Raw genomic sequence first — 17147 nt, 5'->3', positions numbered from 1 at the left:
AACTGAATTTTGTATTTTATACATTTCTGATAAAACATCTGACGTTATGAAGAAAAGTTTTTTTCTGCCTGCTCTGACTTATGGAGTTTGCGGAGTTAGTGCTGTCGTTTCTGCTCAAGAGACATCGTCTAGCCGGACGCCTAATATCGTTTTTATTATTGCTGACGATCTAGGCTATGGAGATGTAAGTTGTTACGGGCAGCAGAAGTTCAGCACTCCGAACATCGATCGTTTAGCCCGGGAGGGGTTGAGGTTTACACAGTGTTATTCCGGAACAACGGTCAGTGCACCTTCGCGCGCTTGTCTGCTATCGGGATTACATTCGGGACATGCTCCTATACGGGGCAATAAGGAGGTAAAGCCGGAGGGACAGGCTGCTTTGCCGGAAGGGATGGTTTCCATTTTCAGCGTTTTTAAAGATGCAGGTTATGTGACAGGGGCATTCGGAAAATGGGGATTAGGGTCTCCGGGTTCAGTAGGAGATCCGAATAGACAGGGAATAGACGATTTTTTCGGGTATAATTGTCAGTTGTTGGCTCATAATTATTATGCCGATCATTTGTGGGAAAACGAACGTCGCATTGAACTGACCGGTAATTATAACGGAGCATATGGTGTATATACTCAGGATACCATTCATAAGAAAGGACTAGAATTTATAGAGAAAAATAAAGATAAACCTTTCTTTTTATTTTTACCTTATGTCATTCCTCATGCGGAATTGATTGTTCCGGAGGATAGTATTATTCGGAAATTCCGGGGACTTTATCCGGAAAAACCTTTTAAAGGATGTGATGCAGGGTGTAGGATGTTCCGGAAAGGAGGATATTGTTCACAGCCGGAGCCACATGCTACTTTTGCCGCTATGATTTACCGGTTGGATGTTTATGTCGGGCAGGTAGTTGCCAAGTTAAAAGAATTAGGACTTTACGATAATACGATTATTGTTTTTACAAGTGATAATGGTCCTCATAAGGAAGGAGGAGCCGATCCGGACTTTTTTAATAGTAACGGAGGTTTCCGGGGATACAAACGGGATGTATATGAGGGGGGCATCCGGGTTCCGTTTATTGCCGTATGGCCCGGAGTTATTCAGCAAGGAGAGACGGATTTTATGTGTTCTTTCTGGGATATGATGCCGACTTTTGCTGCTTTGACAAATCGTAAATCAGGAACGACGGATGGTATCAGTTTGATGCCTTTATTGACGGGAAAAGGAAAACAGGAAAAACACGAATATTTTTATTTTGAATTCCAGGAATTGGGAGGAAGGCAGGCTGTACGGAAGGGGGACTGGAAATTAATACGTTTAAATGCTTCTAAAGGCGATGCTTCTAAATACGAATTGTATAATTTGGCTGCTGATCCGGCTGAGCAAGAGGATTTACTGACTTTGAAACCGGCAAAGGTAAAGGAACTTAAAAAATTAATGGAGAAAGCTCATACTTATAATCCGGATTGGCCTTTATTGGAAGAGGAATGGAAAAATGTAAGGCAGGAATAATCTGTTTGTCCCGCATAAATCGGGTTCGTTCAAAATTTCTGTTTGTTCCGGAAAGATAGATTTAACCGTGAGGAAATTTTTTCATTCCGTCCGTTTGGAGGGAGTAAAAAAGACCGCTTCGTTCAAGAGGCGGTCTTTTGGTTTTATTCAACGGTATTGGCACTTCCCAATACATTGATTAATTTGTGTTTGTATAATTCTTTCAGTGAATCCCGGGCTGGACCAAGGTATTTTCTCGGATCGAATTCTGCCGGTTTCAGGACGAATACTTCCCGGATAGCAGCGGTCATGGCCAAACGGCCGTCGGAATCGATATTGATCTTACATACAGCAGATTTAGCAGCTTCCCGCAGTTGATCTTCGGGGATACCAATGGCATCTTTCAACGCTCCTCCGTATTTATTGATGATTGCTACTTTATCCTGAGGTACGGAAGAAGAACCGTGTAATACGATCGGGAATCCCGGGATACGTTTTTCAATTTCTTTCAGAATGTCAAACCGTAAAGGAGGGGGAACTAAAGTACCTTCAGCATTACGGGTACATTGTTCCGGTTTGAATTTATTTGCTCCGTGGGAAGTACCGATAGAAATAGCCAAAGAATCCACTCCGGTTTTACGAACGAAATCTTCTACTTCTTCCGGACGGGTATAAGTATGATGTTCAGCTGAAACTTCATCTTCAACGCCGGCTAATACGCCTAGTTCTCCTTCTACAGTTACGTCAAACTGATGTGCATAATCCACTACCTTGCGGGTTAAGGCCACATTTTCATCATAAGGAAGGTGTGAACCGTCAATCATGACAGAAGAGAAACCCATGTCGATACAACTTTTACAAAGTTCAAAGCTGTCCCCGTGGTCAAGATGGAGTACAATCGGAATATTTAATCCCAGTTCCTTTGCATATTCCACAGCTCCTTGGGCCATGTAACGAAGAATAGTCTGGTTGGCATATTTACGTGCACCACTGGATACCTGAAGAATAACCGGTGATTTACATTCAACAGCAGCAGATATAATGGCTTGCATTTGCTCCATATTGTTAAAATTAAATGCTGCAATTGCATATTTGCCTTCCATCGCTTTTTTGAACATCTCGCGGCTGTTTACCAGCCCTAGATCTTTGTAATTTACCATAATATATTTTTTTAAATTTACAGAATACGCATCAAAGATAACAGTAAAAAAATAAAAATAAAAAAGATGATTGAAAAAGAGCTGTTCTAAGGTTAAGTTGTTAATTATTAAATTCTTTTTACCAAATAATCTCTGTCATCCCGTGTTCTTTCAGATACTGATTTGTTTTACTGAATTGATGATTACCAAACCAGCCACCCCGGTTTGCAGAAAGAGGCGAGGGGTGCACACTTTTCAACACCAGATTTTTTTGAGTATCAATATAAGCTCCTTTTCTTTGTGCATAAGCCCCCCATAATAGAAATACCAAATTACTTTTTTTCTCTGTCAGGCGTTGGATAACGGCGTCGGTAAAAGTTTCCCAGCCTTTGTTCTGATGGGATCCTGCGCAGTGAGCCCTGACCGTAAGCGTCGCATTGAGCAATAATACTCCCTGGTCTGCCCAGCGTTCCAGATTACCGGATTTTGGAATAGGGGTTCCCAAATCGTCATGAATTTCTTTAAAAATATTTTGAAGAGAAGGGGGTTGTTCAATCCCTTCCGGGACGGAAAAACAGAGTCCATGAGCCTGGCCGGGCCCGTGGTAGGGATCTTGCCCTAAAATCACTACTTTTGTTTTTTCTACGGGACAGTGATTAAAAGCATTGAATATCAGTTTCCCCGGAGGATAAATCCGGAAATGTGTGTACTCATCCTTGACAAAAGCTATGAGTTGTTCGAAATACGGTTTTTCAAACTCGTCTTTTAATAGCGCTTTCCAGGATTCTTCAATTTTTACATCCGCCATAATAATCTGTTTTAAAACTTCCAGTCGTTCTTGAGCAGAGACGATCTAATTATTTTATTTTTAATTCAAAGAGTTTCGGCCAGCGTTTGCCGGTCAGGTATACAGTCTTTTTTTCAGGATTCCAGGCAATTCCGTTTAAAACATCATCGCTGTCATCTAATTGCCGTTGGTCGGCTACCGGCAGTAAATCAGCCAGATCCATTTCTCCTTTCACTTCTCCGCTTTCGGGATCTATCATTACAATGCGGTCACTCATCCAAACATTAGCCCACACCAGACCGTCAATGTATTCTAACTCATTCAGATTTTTAACGGGACCATTGTGGTCGTATACTTCTGTTTCTTGAATAATACCGAAAGTAGAAGGTGCTATATGATATAGTTTATGACTTCCGTCGCTCATAATCAGCCGGTCGTCCAGGGTCGTAATCCCCCACCCTTGAGTGTTATAGCGGAAAGTGGATTCCAGACTGAAGGTTTTTAAATCGTAAATAAAACCTTGTCCGGAAGTCCAGGTCAACTGAAAGATTTTGTCTTTATAAATAGTGATCCCTTCTCCGAAAAGTTTGCTGTCGATATTTAATACAGAAAGTATTTTTCCATCTTTCATATCGTATTTCCGTATACCTGATTCTCCGTATTGTCCCGTGCTTTCGTACATGAAATTGTCCTGATATACTAATCCTTGGGTATAGGCTCCCGGGTCGTGAGAGTAGATTTTAACGATTTCATAACCGTATTTCTGAGGGGCAACGTCCGGCTTAAGCTCAATATTTACACTCGCTACTCCTTTTTTATTATCCGGATGAAAAGCGATTACTTTCAGGGTTCGTTTTCCCGTTTTTCCCGGAGGAAGCCGGAAAGAATAAGAAATGGCGTCTTTTAGGGAAGCAATTTTTTTCCCCTCCCAAAAAATTTGTACGGAATCAACCGGAAATTTCTCCTTAACCGAAAAACGCAGGTCAATAAGATCATTATAACTCAGTAAAGTATTCTTTTCCGGCGAAATAATCCGGATACTATTGACATATTTCCCTTCTGCTTTAGGTGCAGGAGTGACAATTTTTTCCCCGGTATTTTTTTCTATTTTTTTCTCTCCTTTGCACGCTAAGAGAAGCAGAATAATAATTAAATAAAAGTAAGGCATATATAAATAAATATATTAAAAAGGGAATCCTTCCCTCTGTTTTCCTAAGGACGGCGATTTACTATTTCTCCGGGGAAACGGAATAACGTTTTCCCGATTAAGGAAACCTGACCCCACCGATAAAGTCAGCTTATCCAGGCAGAGAACACTTTATCGACAGATTGTCAGGCTAACCTTTATCAAAAGCAAAGTATCCTGTACCGGAAAAAGGATTGCCGGTGATCCTTGCTTCTTTTTATTCTACATTCCATTCGTAACCCTCTTTGGTGTCTTTTACCTGTACACCGGCCGCTTTTAATTCGTCCCGGATTTTATCGGAAGTTGCCCAGTCTTTTTTCTGTTTGGCTTCGGTACGGATAGACATCACCATATCGAGAACTTTGCCCAGCACTTCGTGGTCTTTTCCTACAGTTTCCCCTTCTTTTTTCAGGCCGAGGATTTCAAATACGAAATCGTGATATAGTTTTTTCAATTTGTCCAAATGGGAGGCGTCAATCTGCTCTTTTCCCGAAACGATCGAATTAATCATACGTACGCCTTCGAAAAGCTGGGAAATCAGGATCGGAGTATTCAGATCGTCATTCATCGCTTCGAAGCATTTGGCGTATAATTCATCTACATTGACGGTATTGTAGCCGGAAGGTTTCAGGTGATCAAGTACTTCGATTGCAGACATCAGGCGTTCGTACCCTTTTTCCGCTGCTTTTAAAGCTTCATTTGAAAAGTCGAGAGGACTCCTGTAATGGGCTTGCAGGATAAAGAAACGAACAGTCATAGGGGAATAAGCTTGCTCTAATACGTCGTTTTGGCCGGAAAAGAGTTGATCGAGGGTAATAAAATTACCCAATGATTTTCCCATTTTCTGTCCATTGATAGTAATCATATTATTATGCATCCAGTAGCGTACAGCTTCGTGACCGTATGCAGCCGTACTTTGTGCGATCTCACATTCGTGATGTGGAAACTGTAAATCCAGACCGCCTCCGTGAATGTCAAATGTATCGCCTAAATATTTTTGACTCATGCAGGAGCATTCCAGATGCCAGCCCGGAAAACCGTAGCTCCAGGGAGAAGGCCAACGCATGATGTGTTCCGGGGAAGCTTTTTTCCATAAAGCAAAATCATAGGGATTTCGTTTTTCACTTTGTCCGTCCAATTGACGGGTATTGGCAAAAAGTTCCTCTATTTTTCGTCCGGAAAGTTTGCCGTATTGATATTTTTTGTTGTAAGCTTCTACATCGAAATAAATACTTCCATCGCTTTCGTATGCATATCCGTTTTCCAGGATCTTTTTCACCAGGGCTTGCTGTTCGAGAATATGTCCCGAAGCGTGAGGCTCGATACTGGGCGATAACGTATTCAGTTGCTCCATGTTTTTATGATAGCGATTGGTATAAAACTGAACAATTTCCATTGGCTCCAGCTGTTCCAGTTTAGCTTTCTTTTCGATTTTATCTTCTCCGTCATCACTGTCATTGGTCAGGTGGCCCACGTCCGTAATGTTCCGGATATACCTGACTTTATAACCTAGATATTGTAAATACCGGAAAAGGACGTCGAATGTAATCGCCGGACGCGCATGTCCCAAATGGGCATCTCCGTATACAGTAGGCCCGCAGACATACAGGCCAACAAAAGGCGGGTTTAACGGTTGAAACTCCTCTTTCCGTCGCGACATGGTGTTGTATATAATCAATTTATTTTCCATGATCTTGAATGATAATCGTAAAATTAAGTTAATCTCCTTATAAGAAGAATGTAAAGGTAGAGAAAAAAAGTAAAAAGCAAAAGACCGAAAATAAATTGTTGACAAATTAGAAAATTTCGCATAGTAACTGACCTATAGCGGGAAAAAACAATATATTTTTTACTGAAATTGATGTTTGTTTAATTTTTCTGATATTCGGAAGAAGTTAAACCGATCAGTTTTTTAAACTGACGGATAAAATGGGATAAATTATTAAATCCTGTTTGATAAGCGATGTCGCTGATATTCATTTTACCTTCGACTTAATATTTACAGGCTATTCCGATTCTGATTGCATTTTAAAATTGTATGAAAGTTTTAGTCGTCCGGATTTTAAAAAATTTGCAGATCACCTGTCATTTTGAGCTTTTAGATGTATATGGCCTTATAATTCTTTTTATTCTGATGTTGGTTCGTTCTGTGAATGAGTGAGTTCTGTTACCTTTGCCCGGGAAAAGTAAATAAGGGATTGCGGTGAGATTTTGATTTGCAGACCACGTATGCCGGCACTGATATAAATAGAGGGAAACTTTAAACAGGTAGGATGAATGAAAGTAGGGAAGTTTTTCTTCATACCGATAGGAGAACATCCTCCGCGGATATAGCCGGTAAGGGGAAGCAATTCTTTCTGGGGAATAAGATCGGCTTTTTTATTGGCAGAGGCTTTTGCTGCCAGTTTGAGGTCTACTTCCTGATCTCCGGGAATAATACAGACAAAATATCCGGTTTTATCTCCTTCTAACACGAGCGTTTTAAATACACATTGAATATTTTCATTCAATTGTGCTGCGACATGCGTAGCTGACAGATTGTTTTCATCCACTTTATAAGGGATTAATTCGTAGGGAATTCTAGCTTTATCCAGCAGGCGTGCCGCGTTGGTCTTGTTGATTTTCATAACCCCCTTGTTTTTCTCCGGTAAAAGTAAAAAATTTCTGTTAAAGAAAGGACAGCTTGGAAAAGGAATGTTGGAAACGCAGAAGTTATATACAGCAGGTGTGCCCAACCCTATGCCTGCCTGCAACTCTGCCGGGTGAGTTCCGTAAAGTGACATTTTGCTGATAAGAGAAACTAAAGTTTCTGCTTAATACTCCTTTAATCAGAATCGGAGATTCGTTAATCAGCAAGTTGTCAGACGGACGTTCATCGGGTACAGAATACCGTTTACCCTTTTCACTTATGTATATTTAATCATTCTCTTTAAATTAAAAATTCGAATAAATTCGGGTTTTCATTCAGGTATTGGTATTTTATATTTTGTTCCTGCATCCTCTGGATCAATTTGTGGAAGTCTTCGGGATGTTGAATCTCAATGCCGATGACAGCTGGTCCTTTTTCTCTCTGTGTTTTTTTCCGGTATTCAAAATAGGTGATATCGTCTTGCGGACCCAGTACGTGATTGACGAAGTTTTGAAGTGCTCCGGCTCTTTGGGGGAAACGGACAATAAAGTAATGTTTCAGGCCTTCGTATAGTAAGGATCTTTCTTTGATTTCTTCCATCCGGGTGATATCGTTATTACTTCCGCTGACAATACAGACGACGTTTTTGCCTTTAATTTGTTTGCTGTAATTGTCGAGTGCGCTCATACTCAGGGCTCCTGCCGGTTCTACTACGATCGCATCAAAATTGTACAGCTGGAGGATGGTGGTACAGATTTTCCCTTCCGGTATGGTGATAATATCGTCCACAACCTGTCGGCAAATGTCGAAGGTCAGTTCTCCTACCCGTTGAACAGCGGCCCCATCAACAAATTTGTCAATTTCTGCCAGTCCGGTAATTTCTCCTTTTTCCAGGGATTTTTTCATACTGGCAGCCCCTGCCGGTTCTACACCTATAATTTTTGTTTTGGGACTTAATTGTTTGAATAAGCTTCCTATTCCGGAGATTAGTCCTCCTCCTCCTACCGGAATGAAAAGGTAATCGATGAGTTCCTTGGCTTCCTGGAGGATTTCCAGGCCGATGGTTGCTTGCCCTTCGATGATACGGGGATCATTAAAAGGATGGATATAAGCCAGTTTATTTTTGGAACATTCTTCCTGAGCCGCTGCATTTGCCTGATCGAATGTATCGCCTGTCAACAGGACATCGATGTATTTTCCTCCGAACATCTTAACCTGGTTTATTTTTTGTTTGGGCGTCGTGACAGGCATAACTATTTTCCCTGAAATACGTAATTTATTGCAGGAATAAGCGACTCCTTGTGCATGATTTCCTGCACTTGCACACACGATACCGCGTGCTCTTTCTTCCGGCGTAAGGGATTTGATTTTATTATAGGCTCCCCGGATTTTATAAGAACGTACCATTTGCAGATCTTCCCGTTTCAGGAAAATGTTGGCTCCCAGATGTTCTGAAAGATGCCGGTTGTTCATCAGTGGAGTGGGCAGTAATATTTCGTTTAAGGTATGGGCTGCCGTCATGATATTTCTGAGCTCAGGGAAATAGTTATTTTCATTCATAAATATTAATTGTTTAGGATTGTATGACTTGGGCAATGTAATCTCCTGTTTCTTCTGTACTATATGAATTGTTGTTTCCTGCAAGGTCTTCTGTAACAATACCTTCCTGGAGCGATTGAGCGACCGCTTCCCGGATGGCTTGCCCTTCTGCCTGTAGGTTAAAAGCGTATTCGAACATCATAGCAACGGATAAAATTGTGGCTACCGGATTAGCTATGTTTTTACCGGCAGCCTGGGGATAAGAGCCGTGAATGGGTTCAAACAAAGACGTATGTATGCCGATGGAAGCCGAGGGTAGCAGACCCAGGGAACCTGTGATGACACTTGCTTCGTCCGTAAGTATGTCCCCGAACATATTTTCGGTGATGATGACATCGAAATGACGGGGTTGTTGTATAATTTTCATGGCAGCATTATCTACGAACATATATTCGACTTTTACTTCCGGCCAGCCGGATGACATTTCCTGTACAGTTTCCCGCCATAAACGGGAAGTTGCCAGGACGTTGGCTTTGTCGACGACTGTGAGTTTCTGACGACGTTTTCGGGCATATTCAAAACCTAATTTACTTATTCTGCGGATTTCTTCCCGGCTATATGTACAACTGTCGAAAGCCGTTTGTCCGTCTTCCGAACGTCCTTGAGGGCGACCAAAGTAAATCCCTCCGGTCAGTTCCCGTATGCAAACGAAGTCGGCACCGTCTACCAGTTCCTCACGTAAAGGGGAGCGCTGGATAAGGGAAGGAAAAGGGGTTATAGGCCGGATGTTGGCATATAGTCCTAATTCCTTTCTCATTTTCAGTAAGCCTTGTTCCGGACGTATTTTAGCTTTTGGATCATTGTCGAAACGGGGGTCTCCAATGGCTCCGAAGAGGACAGCGTCCGCTTCCAGACACAGACGATGGGTCTCTTCCGGATAAGGATCCCCTTTCTCCCTTATTGCTGTTGCTCCTACTGGGCCGTAAGAGTAGTCAAATTTATGTCCAAACCGGTTTCCTATAGCCTCCATCACTTTTAAGCCTTGTTTTATAATTTCCGGACCGATACCGTCTCCGGGGAGTACTGCTATTTTTAGCTTTGTCATAGTATTGAATATTATTTTAATTTAATTTATCCGCTTTTAACCCGGGTTTATAGATCCTTACATTTTTCAAATACCTGTATTTTTCCCCGGATACTCAATAAATAATCGATATCATCGTAACCTTTTAAAAGGCATTCTTTTTTATAGGAATTAATATCAAATATTTCAGTTTTACCTTGGTAATGAATGGATTGTTTTTCCAGATCGACTGTAATGAGGGTTTCTGGAAAGGTTTCCACTTGTTTAAGTAATCCGGTTAGAAACGATTCTGAGACCTGAACCGGTAGCAGACCGTTGTTGAGAGCATTGTTACGGAAAATATCTGCAAAATAGCTGGATACGACTACTTTGAATCCGGCTCCGTATATCGCCCAGGCCGCATGTTCCCGGCTGGATCCGCATCCGAAATTTTTGCCTGCAATTAATATCATTCCTTTGTATTTTTCATTGTTCAGGACGAAGCCGGATTTGGGTTTCCCTTGCTGGTCATAACGCCAGTCGTAAAAAAGATTGGCCCCGAATCCTTCTTTATGGGTTGCTTTAAGAAAACGGGCAGGAATGATCTGGTCCGTATCTATATTTTCGATATTTAAAGGTACTGCGGTACTTGTCAGCATATTGAATTTGTCTATCATAAGGGATGAGGTTTAAAAGTTTAACTATTCAAAATCAGATTGTTTTAAAATTTCAGGAAGGAAGAAGAGTGAAATCGGGATAAGTGATGACTCCCTGTATAGCAGCGGCAGCAGCCACTAAAGGACCGGCCAGTAAAGTACGGGCTCCGGGACCTTGCCGCCCTTCAAAGTTCCGGTTGGAAGTAGCTACACAATATTTCCCTTCGGGAATTTTATCCTCGTTCATCGCCAGGCAAGCGGAGCATCCGGGTTGACGTAATTCGAATCCGGCCGCTTCCAATATGTCCCGTATGCCTTCTTCAATGGCTTGTTTTTCTACTTGTTTGCTTCCGGGAACGATCCAGGCTGTAATGTGTGGTGCTTTCTTTTTTCCTTTTACATAGCTTGCGAAAGCTCTTAGGTCTTCAATACGTCCATTGGTACAACTGCCTACAAAAACATAGTCTATCTTTTTGCCTTCGATTCTTTCTCCCGCCTGGAAATTCATATATTCCAGGGCCTTCAGAAAAGAGGCGCGGGAAGTGATATCTATTTCTGTAGCATGGGGAATCGTCCCTTTAATTTTTATTCCCATCCCCGGGTTTGTGCCATAAGTAATCATCGGTTCGATGTCTTCAGCCCGGAAGCTCACCTCTTTATCGAAAACCGCATCTGCATCACTATAGAGTTGTTTCCATTTTTCAACAGCTTTTTCCCATGCCGCACCTTGAGGAGCGTATTCCCGTCCTTTCAGGTAAGCAAAGGTTTTCCCGTCCGGGGCAATCATGCCTCCTCTGGCTCCCATTTCGATGCTCATGTTACAGATGGTCATTCGGGCTTCCATCGAAAGTGAACGGATAGCAGAACCGGCAAATTCGATAAAATGGCCGGTCCCGCCTCCGGTTCCCAAATGAGATATGATATAAAGAATAATATCTTTTGAACAGACGTTTTTGTTTAATTTTCCTTCGATAGTAATGCGCATGGTCTTAGGACGTGTCTGTAAAACACATTGTGAGGCCAATACCATCTCCACTTCGCTGGTTCCGATTCCGAAAGCAATACATCCCAAAGCTCCGTGGGTGGAAGTATGGCTGTCTCCGCATACAATCGTCATACCCGGTTGAGTCAGACCGGTTTCCGGACCGACTACATGAATAATTCCATTACGGGGGCTTCCCACCTTAAAAATCGAAATTCCCTGTTCAGCACAATTTTTTTCCAGGGTCGTTAATTGTTCCCGGGAAAGGGGATCTCGTGCCGGTAAATGCTGGTTTTTAGTGGGTATATTGTGATCCGGACTGGCTGTGGTTTGTGCCGGCCGGAATACTTTTATTCCCCGTTTGCGGATTCCTTCAAATGCTTGCGGGCTGGTGACTTCATGTATATATTGCCGGTCGATATAAAGTACACTTGCTCCACCCGCAATTGTATCTAATACATGAGCCTCCCAAATTTTGTCAAATAATGTCTTCATAAATTTCGATAAAACGTGTATAACTTAAAACCTGCCTTTTATTTCAATTTTTAAGGTGTAATGGATAAAAATTTCTCTAAACGGTTTTCTTTGGCTGTCAATTTGATTTTCCGGTCATTTTTGAAAACTAGGAAATTTTCGATATTGCATCTAAAAAAGATTCTACCGAAGCGGAAATGATATCTGTATTCGCTGCAAAACCGTGATACATTTTCCCTTTATGGGAAATTTGCACATGGACTTTTCCTAAATCGTCGCTTCCCCTTGTGATGGCTTGTACGAGGTATTCTTCAACATGAACGCGGCGTTTCGTTATACTTTTTACGGCGTTGAAAGCTGCGTCGACGGGACCGTTACCACTGGCCGTTTCCGTGAATATATCTCCTCCGAAACTTACCTGTACTGTGGCGGTCGGAATGGTGGTTGAACCGCATACTACTTGTAAGGCTTCCAATCTCAGGGAACGGTTTTTTCTGGATTTTTCTGTGCCTGCCAATACTTCGAGGTCCCGGGTTGTGATATCTTTTTTCTTATCTGCCAATTCCAGAAATTTCTGGTAAATGGCATCTAATTCTTCTCCTTCCGGAGTATACCCTATTTCTTTCAGGTGATGTTTTAAAGCGGCGCGTCCGCTACGGGCTGTAAGGATAATACTGGATTGGTCGACTCCGACTTCTTCCGGATCGATGATTTCATACGTTTCTCTGCTTTTCAGTACTCCGTCCTGGTGAATTCCGGAAGAATGCGCAAAGGCGTTTCTTCCTACAATGGCTTTATTGGGTTGGACCGGTACCCGCATAAGGCTGGATACCAGCTGACTGCTGGCTATTATTTGGCGGGTGTTGATTCCCAGATCAAAATCCAGGTTTTTATGGCAGGAAATAGCCATTACTACTTCTTCCAAAGCTGTATTCCCAGCCCGTTCTCCTAAACCGTTGATAGTTACTTCCACCTGTCGGGCTCCGTTTTGAATAGCGGCAAGGGTGTTGGCGGTAGCCATACCCAGGTCATTGTGACAATGGGTAGAAATGATGGCTTTGTCAATATTAGGAACGTGGTTTTTTAAATAAGCGATTTTTGCCCCGTATTCATTGGGTAAACAATAACCTGTCGTATCGGGTATGTTTACAACTGTTGCACCTGCCTGTATAACAGCTTCGACGACCCGCCCCAGGTATTCTTCAGCGGTACGTCCTGCATCTTCTGCATAAAATTCTACCTCCTCTACGAATTGACGGGCATATTTTACGGCTTCAGCGGCCCGGCGGATAATTTCTTCAGGATGGGAATTTAATTTTTCATAAATATGGTAATCCGAAGTCCCGATACCCGTATGAATGCGGCCTCTTTTGGCAAATTTCAATGCTTCAGCTGCTACTTCAATGTCTTTTTTTACCGCCCGGGTTAAAGCGCAAATTGTTGGGTTGGTGACCGCTTTGGAGATTTCTATTACTGAATTGAAATCCCCGGGGCTAGAGACCGGAAAACCGGCTTCAATGATATCGACACCTAATTTTTCCAATTGGCGGGCTACCTCGATTTTTTCAATTGTATTCAGTTGGCAACCGGGTACTTGTTCAGCATCCCGTAATGTGGTATCGAAAATATATATTTTATCTCTCATGTCCTTTTATTTAAAAGTAAAAAAATTCCAAAGGCTTAAAATTCCTGCCATAGTGGAAATGAACAGAATTCTGCCTCAGGTATGTTGATTCCTGATCGGAGGCGACATACCGGAAAACTAAAGAATTTTTGATTTTACACTTTTGTGTTTCTGATCTGTCAGTTATTTTCAGGTCTTAATTTACGTACTGCACTTCCGGTCTGCCACATCTCCGAATCCCGCATGATTTTTAGTTCTGAATCCAATTTTTCGCGATAGTCCGGCCGGCTGTTGGCATCGATGGACCGCTGGGCTTCGTTGCCACAGGCAACTTCATTGTACAATTCCTCAAATACCGGTTTTGCTGCGTCTCTGAACTTTTTCCACCAATCGAGGGCCCCTTTTTGAGCAGTTGTGGAGCAGTTGGCATACATCCAATCCATTCCGTTTTCTGCAATCAGAGGCATCAGGCTTTGGGTGAGTTCTTCGACTGTTTCGTTAAAAGCCTCGGAAGGGGTGTGACCGTGAGCTCTGAGAATCTCATACTGAGCTGCAAAAAGCCCCTGAATAGCCCCCATTAAAGTCCCTCTTTCTCCGGTCAGGTCGGAATACACTTCTTTTTGAAAAGTAGTTTCAAATAAATATCCTGAGCCTACGCCTATCCCTAAGGCAATTACTCTTTCCAGCGCTTTTCCGGTAGCATCCTGAAAGATAGCATAGCTGGAATTCAATCCCCGTCCTTGCAGGAACATTCTTCTGAGGCTCGTTCCGGAACCTTTCGGTGCGATAAGGATTACATCAGCATCCGCGGGAGGAATAATGCCCGTCCGTTCCTTGTAAGTGATGCCGAAACCGTGAGAAAAATAAAGTGCTTTCCCGGGCGTAAGGTGTTTCTTTATTGCAGGCCAGGCGGAAATTTGTCCCGCATCGGAAAGTAAATACTGAATAATTGTTCCCTTTTCAGCTGCTTCTTCAATTTCAAACAGCGTTTCTCCCGGTATCCAGCCGTCAGCAACAGCTTTGTCCCATGATCTGCTGTTTTTTCTTTGTCCGACAATGACGTGAAAACCGTTGTCTTTCAGATTGAGGGATTGCCCCGGACCCTGTACTCCGTAACCGATTACTGCTATTGTTTCATTTTTCAAAGTTTCCAATGCCTTGGAAAGAGGAAATTCTTCGCGGGTTACTACGTTTTCTTCAACTCCTCCGAAATTAATTTTTGCCATAATAGTAAATTTTAGTCGTTTATGTGTGTTTGCCAATAATTATAATTCTTTTAATATTTCTCCTGGGAAAGGAAACCGGTTTTCCCTTTTAAAAATTCGGTCATTAATTCTCTTTTGGATTTTATCACTGCTACCAGACCGGAACGTACAAATTGATATACTCCGTAAGGTTTTAATAGTTCAAATAAAGCTTGGGTTTCGGCTTTATGCCCGGTTTTTTCCAGGATGATATAGTCGTCATCGATTTCTAATAGGCGTACATGCTGATTCCTGACCAGATTCTCTATATTCTTATTCCGGGCTACTTTATATAAAGCTATTTCCTGTAAAACTAGTTCATCGGGCGTAAAGACAAATACTTTCAATACATCGATTTTCTTTTCGATTTGTTTAGCCAGTTGTTCTATTTTTTCCGGTTCTGTACAGACCAGGATTGTGTATTTATATATACCGGGTATAGAAGATTCTGAGGCCGTCAGACTTTCAATGTTTACATCCCGGTACGTAAATACGGTAGTGATCTGATTGAGTAATCCTACTTTATTTTCCGAAAAAATAGTGATAATATATTCTTTTTCCACAGCTTCAATTTTTAATGAGTAGATCCTGTCTTTCTATTCCAGTCGTATTTCCGAAACGGAAGCACCTGCTGGAATCATGGGAAAAACATTTTCTTCTTTTTCTACTTTTACCTCTAAGAGGTATGCCTTTTTGCTTTCTTTCATTCTCGCGATGGCATCGGGTAAATGAGTCCGGTCTTCAACACATTCGTAATCCATGCCGTTTCCACGTGCTATAAGACCGAAATCCGGATTAACCATTTCAGTAAAAGAGTATCGTTTGTCGAAAAATAATTCCTGCCATTGTCTGACCATACCGAGGTAGTTATTATTGAGGAGGATTATTTTTACCGGAATACGGGATTGAAAGATAGTGCCTAATTCCTGTAGATTCATTTGAAATCCACCGTCTCCTACGAAAAGACATACCTCACGTCCGGGCATCCCGATCTTTGCTCCGATAGCCGCAGGAAGGCCGAATCCCATAGTGCCCAATCCTCCGGAAGTCACTAAACTCCGGCTTTGCCGGAAACGGAAATAGCGGGAAGCGATCATTTGCTGTTGCCCCACGTCTGTTACCAGGATAGCATTGCCTTTATAAGCTTCGGATACCTGATGGACTACCTCTCCCATACGTAAGGCCGGAGTTGCCGGAAATAATTCTTTTTCTATAATTTCCTGACATTCGATTTGATAGCAAGCGTGAAATTCTTCAAGCCATTGGGAATGTTCCTTTTTGACAAGCTGCTTTGTCAACAGAGGAAGGGTTTCTTTTACATCTCCGGTGACAGGTACGTCTGCATAGATAATTTTATTAATTTCGGCCGGGTCGATTTCCAGGTGGATAATCTTTGCGTTTATTCCGAATTTTTCCGGATTTCCGGTGACCCGGTCGTCAAACCGCATTCCGATTGCGATCAGCAAATCGCATTCTTTATTTTTAATATTCGGTGCATAATTGCCGTGCATCCCTAACATCCCGACATATTGGGGATGTTCGGTCGGAATGGCAGAAAGTCCTAATAGGGTGGAGGCTGCCGGAATACCGCTTTTTTGTAAAAAGTCGGAGAGTTCTTTTTCGGCATGTCCCAGTAATACGCCCTGACCGATCAGAACGAGCGGTTTACGGGCAAGATTTATAAGCCGGGCGGCTTTTGCAATCTGTGTTTCATCCGGGGACGGGCAAGGCGTATAACTCCGTATCCCGGCAATTTTTGAATAATGGAAATCTGTAATTTCCTGTTGGGCGTCTTTCGTAATATCCACGACGACGGGACCCGGACGACCGGAACGGGCGATATAGAAGGCCTTGGCTATGGCCAGAGGAATGTCAGCAGCCTGTTTTACCTGGCAGTTCCATTTTGTTACTGCCTGTGTAATCCCTATGAAATTGGTTTCCTGGAAAGCATCGGTACCCAGAAGCTGGGAACTGACCTGTCCGCTGATGACGACAATAGGAGTGGAGTCCATCAATGCGTCCGCTAATCCTGTAACGGTATTGGTGGCTCCCGGGCCGGAAGTGACCAGGCAAACCCCGGTTTTACCGCTGACCCGTGCATATCCCTGTGCAGCATGTACTGCTCCTTGTTCATGACGTACTAAAATATGACGGATACGGTCCCGGTAATCATACAAGGCATCGTAAACCGGCATGATTGTTCCGCCCGGATAGCCGAAAAGCGTATCGGTTCCTTCTTGCAACAAGGTTTCGATAACAGCTTTGGCTCCTGAAATCCCGGAAGATTCCGGATGTTGTTTTTCTCTTTGCAGAGAGGATGTGTTTGTATTCATTGTGTGTG

General features: G+C 42.5%; 15 protein-coding genes. 1 reads left to right on the top strand and 14 read right to left on the bottom strand.

Annotated features, from left to right (window positions below; all coding sequences use genetic code 11):
* Positions 1–46 precede the first annotated feature (46 nt).
* Positions 47–1504 carry an arylsulfatase gene (locus tag Q0465_RS08610; RefSeq protein ID WP_298615111.1) on the top strand — a complete coding sequence of 486 codons (1458 nt, stop codon included), beginning with the start codon at positions 47–49 and terminating at the stop codon, positions 1502–1504.
* Between the two features lie 143 nt (positions 1505–1647).
* Here the strand turns inward: Q0465_RS08610 and Q0465_RS08605 are convergent, their stop codons facing one another.
* From Q0465_RS08605 to ilvB, 14 genes are all read right to left on the bottom strand, one after another.
* On the bottom strand, positions 1648–2643 hold the full coding sequence (locus Q0465_RS08605; protein WP_298615108.1) for a class II fructose-bisphosphate aldolase: 996 nt from the start codon (positions 2641–2643) through the stop codon (positions 1648–1650).
* Between the two features lie 118 nt (positions 2644–2761).
* Positions 2762–3430: a uracil-DNA glycosylase gene (locus Q0465_RS08600; RefSeq protein ID WP_298615106.1), complete on the bottom strand. Its 669-nt coding sequence runs from the start codon at positions 3428–3430 to the stop codon at positions 2762–2764.
* Positions 3431–3479: 49 nt separating this feature from the next.
* A complete protein-coding gene (locus tag Q0465_RS08595; RefSeq protein ID WP_298615104.1) occupies positions 3480–4577 on the bottom strand; it encodes a glutaminyl-peptide cyclotransferase in 1098 nt (365 codons plus the stop codon).
* A 235-nt stretch (positions 4578–4812) separates the two neighbouring features.
* Entirely contained in the window at positions 4813–6285 is a 1473-nt protein-coding gene (cysS, locus tag Q0465_RS08590) for a cysteine--tRNA ligase (RefSeq protein ID WP_298615102.1), read from the bottom strand.
* Positions 6286–6464: 179 nt separating this feature from the next.
* The gene (locus Q0465_RS08585) at positions 6465–6575 is read right to left on the bottom strand and encodes an AraC family transcriptional regulator (RefSeq protein ID WP_298615099.1); all 111 of its coding nucleotides are present in this window, start codon (positions 6573–6575) and stop codon (positions 6465–6467) included.
* A 146-nt stretch (positions 6576–6721) separates the two neighbouring features.
* Complete coding sequence (gene ybaK / locus Q0465_RS08580; RefSeq protein ID WP_298615097.1) at positions 6722–7222, bottom strand: Cys-tRNA(Pro) deacylase; 501 nt, start codon at positions 7220–7222, stop codon at positions 6722–6724.
* 302 nt (positions 7223–7524) lie between these two features.
* Complete coding sequence (gene ilvA / locus Q0465_RS08575) at positions 7525–8784, bottom strand: threonine ammonia-lyase (protein WP_298615095.1); 1260 nt, start codon at positions 8782–8784, stop codon at positions 7525–7527.
* Positions 8785–8797: 13 nt separating this feature from the next.
* A complete protein-coding gene (gene leuB / locus Q0465_RS08570; RefSeq protein ID WP_298615092.1) occupies positions 8798–9868 on the bottom strand; it encodes a 3-isopropylmalate dehydrogenase in 1071 nt (356 codons plus the stop codon).
* A 47-nt stretch (positions 9869–9915) separates the two neighbouring features.
* Positions 9916–10503 (bottom strand): 3-isopropylmalate dehydratase small subunit, encoded by a 588-nt coding sequence (gene leuD / locus Q0465_RS08565; RefSeq protein WP_298615089.1) that lies wholly within the window; start codon positions 10501–10503, stop codon positions 9916–9918.
* Positions 10504–10555: 52 nt separating this feature from the next.
* Entirely contained in the window at positions 10556–11959 is a 1404-nt protein-coding gene (gene leuC, locus Q0465_RS08560; protein WP_298615087.1) for a 3-isopropylmalate dehydratase large subunit, read from the bottom strand.
* Between the two features lie 127 nt (positions 11960–12086).
* The gene (locus Q0465_RS08555; protein WP_298615085.1) at positions 12087–13583 is read right to left on the bottom strand and encodes a 2-isopropylmalate synthase; all 1497 of its coding nucleotides are present in this window, start codon (positions 13581–13583) and stop codon (positions 12087–12089) included.
* 158 nt (positions 13584–13741) lie between these two features.
* Positions 13742–14788 (bottom strand): ketol-acid reductoisomerase, encoded by a 1047-nt coding sequence (gene ilvC, locus Q0465_RS08550; RefSeq protein ID WP_298615083.1) that lies wholly within the window; start codon positions 14786–14788, stop codon positions 13742–13744.
* A gap of 50 nt (positions 14789–14838) precedes the next feature.
* Positions 14839–15369 (bottom strand): acetolactate synthase small subunit, encoded by a 531-nt coding sequence (ilvN, locus tag Q0465_RS08545; RefSeq protein ID WP_298615082.1) that lies wholly within the window; start codon positions 15367–15369, stop codon positions 14839–14841.
* Between the two features lie 33 nt (positions 15370–15402).
* On the bottom strand, positions 15403–17139 hold the full coding sequence (gene ilvB, locus Q0465_RS08540) for a biosynthetic-type acetolactate synthase large subunit (protein WP_298615080.1): 1737 nt from the start codon (positions 17137–17139) through the stop codon (positions 15403–15405).
* Positions 17140–17147: the final 8 nt, after the last annotated feature.

Origin of the sequence: uncultured Odoribacter sp. (genome assembly GCF_937966165.1) — a bacterium.
Classification (GTDB): domain Bacteria; phylum Bacteroidota; class Bacteroidia; order Bacteroidales; family Marinifilaceae; genus Culturomica.
This window is presented reverse-complemented; position numbering and strand designations above follow the sequence as displayed.

Bases quoted from the DNA above. Each gene is read 5' to 3' on its own strand.
- Q0465_RS08610 (WP_298615111.1), top strand. From the start codon at position 47: ATGAAGAAAAGTTTTTTTCTGCCTGCTCTGACTTATGGAGTTTGCGGA.
- Q0465_RS08605 (WP_298615108.1), bottom strand. From the start codon at position 2,643: ATGGTAAATTACAAAGATCTAGGGCTGGTAAACAGCCGCGAGATGTTC.
- Q0465_RS08600 (WP_298615106.1), bottom strand. From the start codon at position 3,430: ATGGCGGATGTAAAAATTGAAGAATCCTGGAAAGCGCTATTAAAAGAC.
- Q0465_RS08595 (WP_298615104.1), bottom strand. From the start codon at position 4,577: ATGCCTTACTTTTATTTAATTATTATTCTGCTTCTCTTAGCGTGCAAA.
- cysS (WP_298615102.1), bottom strand. From the start codon at position 6,285: ATGGAAAATAAATTGATTATATACAACACCATGTCGCGACGGAAAGAG.
- Q0465_RS08585 (WP_298615099.1), bottom strand. From the start codon at position 6,575: ATGAATATCAGCGACATCGCTTATCAAACAGGATTTAATAATTTATCC.
- ybaK (WP_298615097.1), bottom strand. From the start codon at position 7,222: ATGAAAATCAACAAGACCAACGCGGCACGCCTGCTGGATAAAGCTAGA.
- ilvA (WP_298615095.1), bottom strand. From the start codon at position 8,784: ATGAATGAAAATAACTATTTCCCTGAGCTCAGAAATATCATGACGGCA.
- leuB (WP_298615092.1), bottom strand. From the start codon at position 9,868: ATGACAAAGCTAAAAATAGCAGTACTCCCCGGAGACGGTATCGGTCCG.
- leuD (WP_298615089.1), bottom strand. From the start codon at position 10,503: ATGATAGACAAATTCAATATGCTGACAAGTACCGCAGTACCTTTAAAT.
- leuC (WP_298615087.1), bottom strand. From the start codon at position 11,959: ATGAAGACATTATTTGACAAAATTTGGGAGGCTCATGTATTAGATACA.
- Q0465_RS08555 (WP_298615085.1), bottom strand. From the start codon at position 13,583: ATGAGAGATAAAATATATATTTTCGATACCACATTACGGGATGCTGAA.
- ilvC (WP_298615083.1), bottom strand. From the start codon at position 14,788: ATGGCAAAAATTAATTTCGGAGGAGTTGAAGAAAACGTAGTAACCCGC.
- ilvB (WP_298615080.1), bottom strand. From the start codon at position 17,139: ATGAATACAAACACATCCTCTCTGCAAAGAGAAAAACAACATCCGGAA.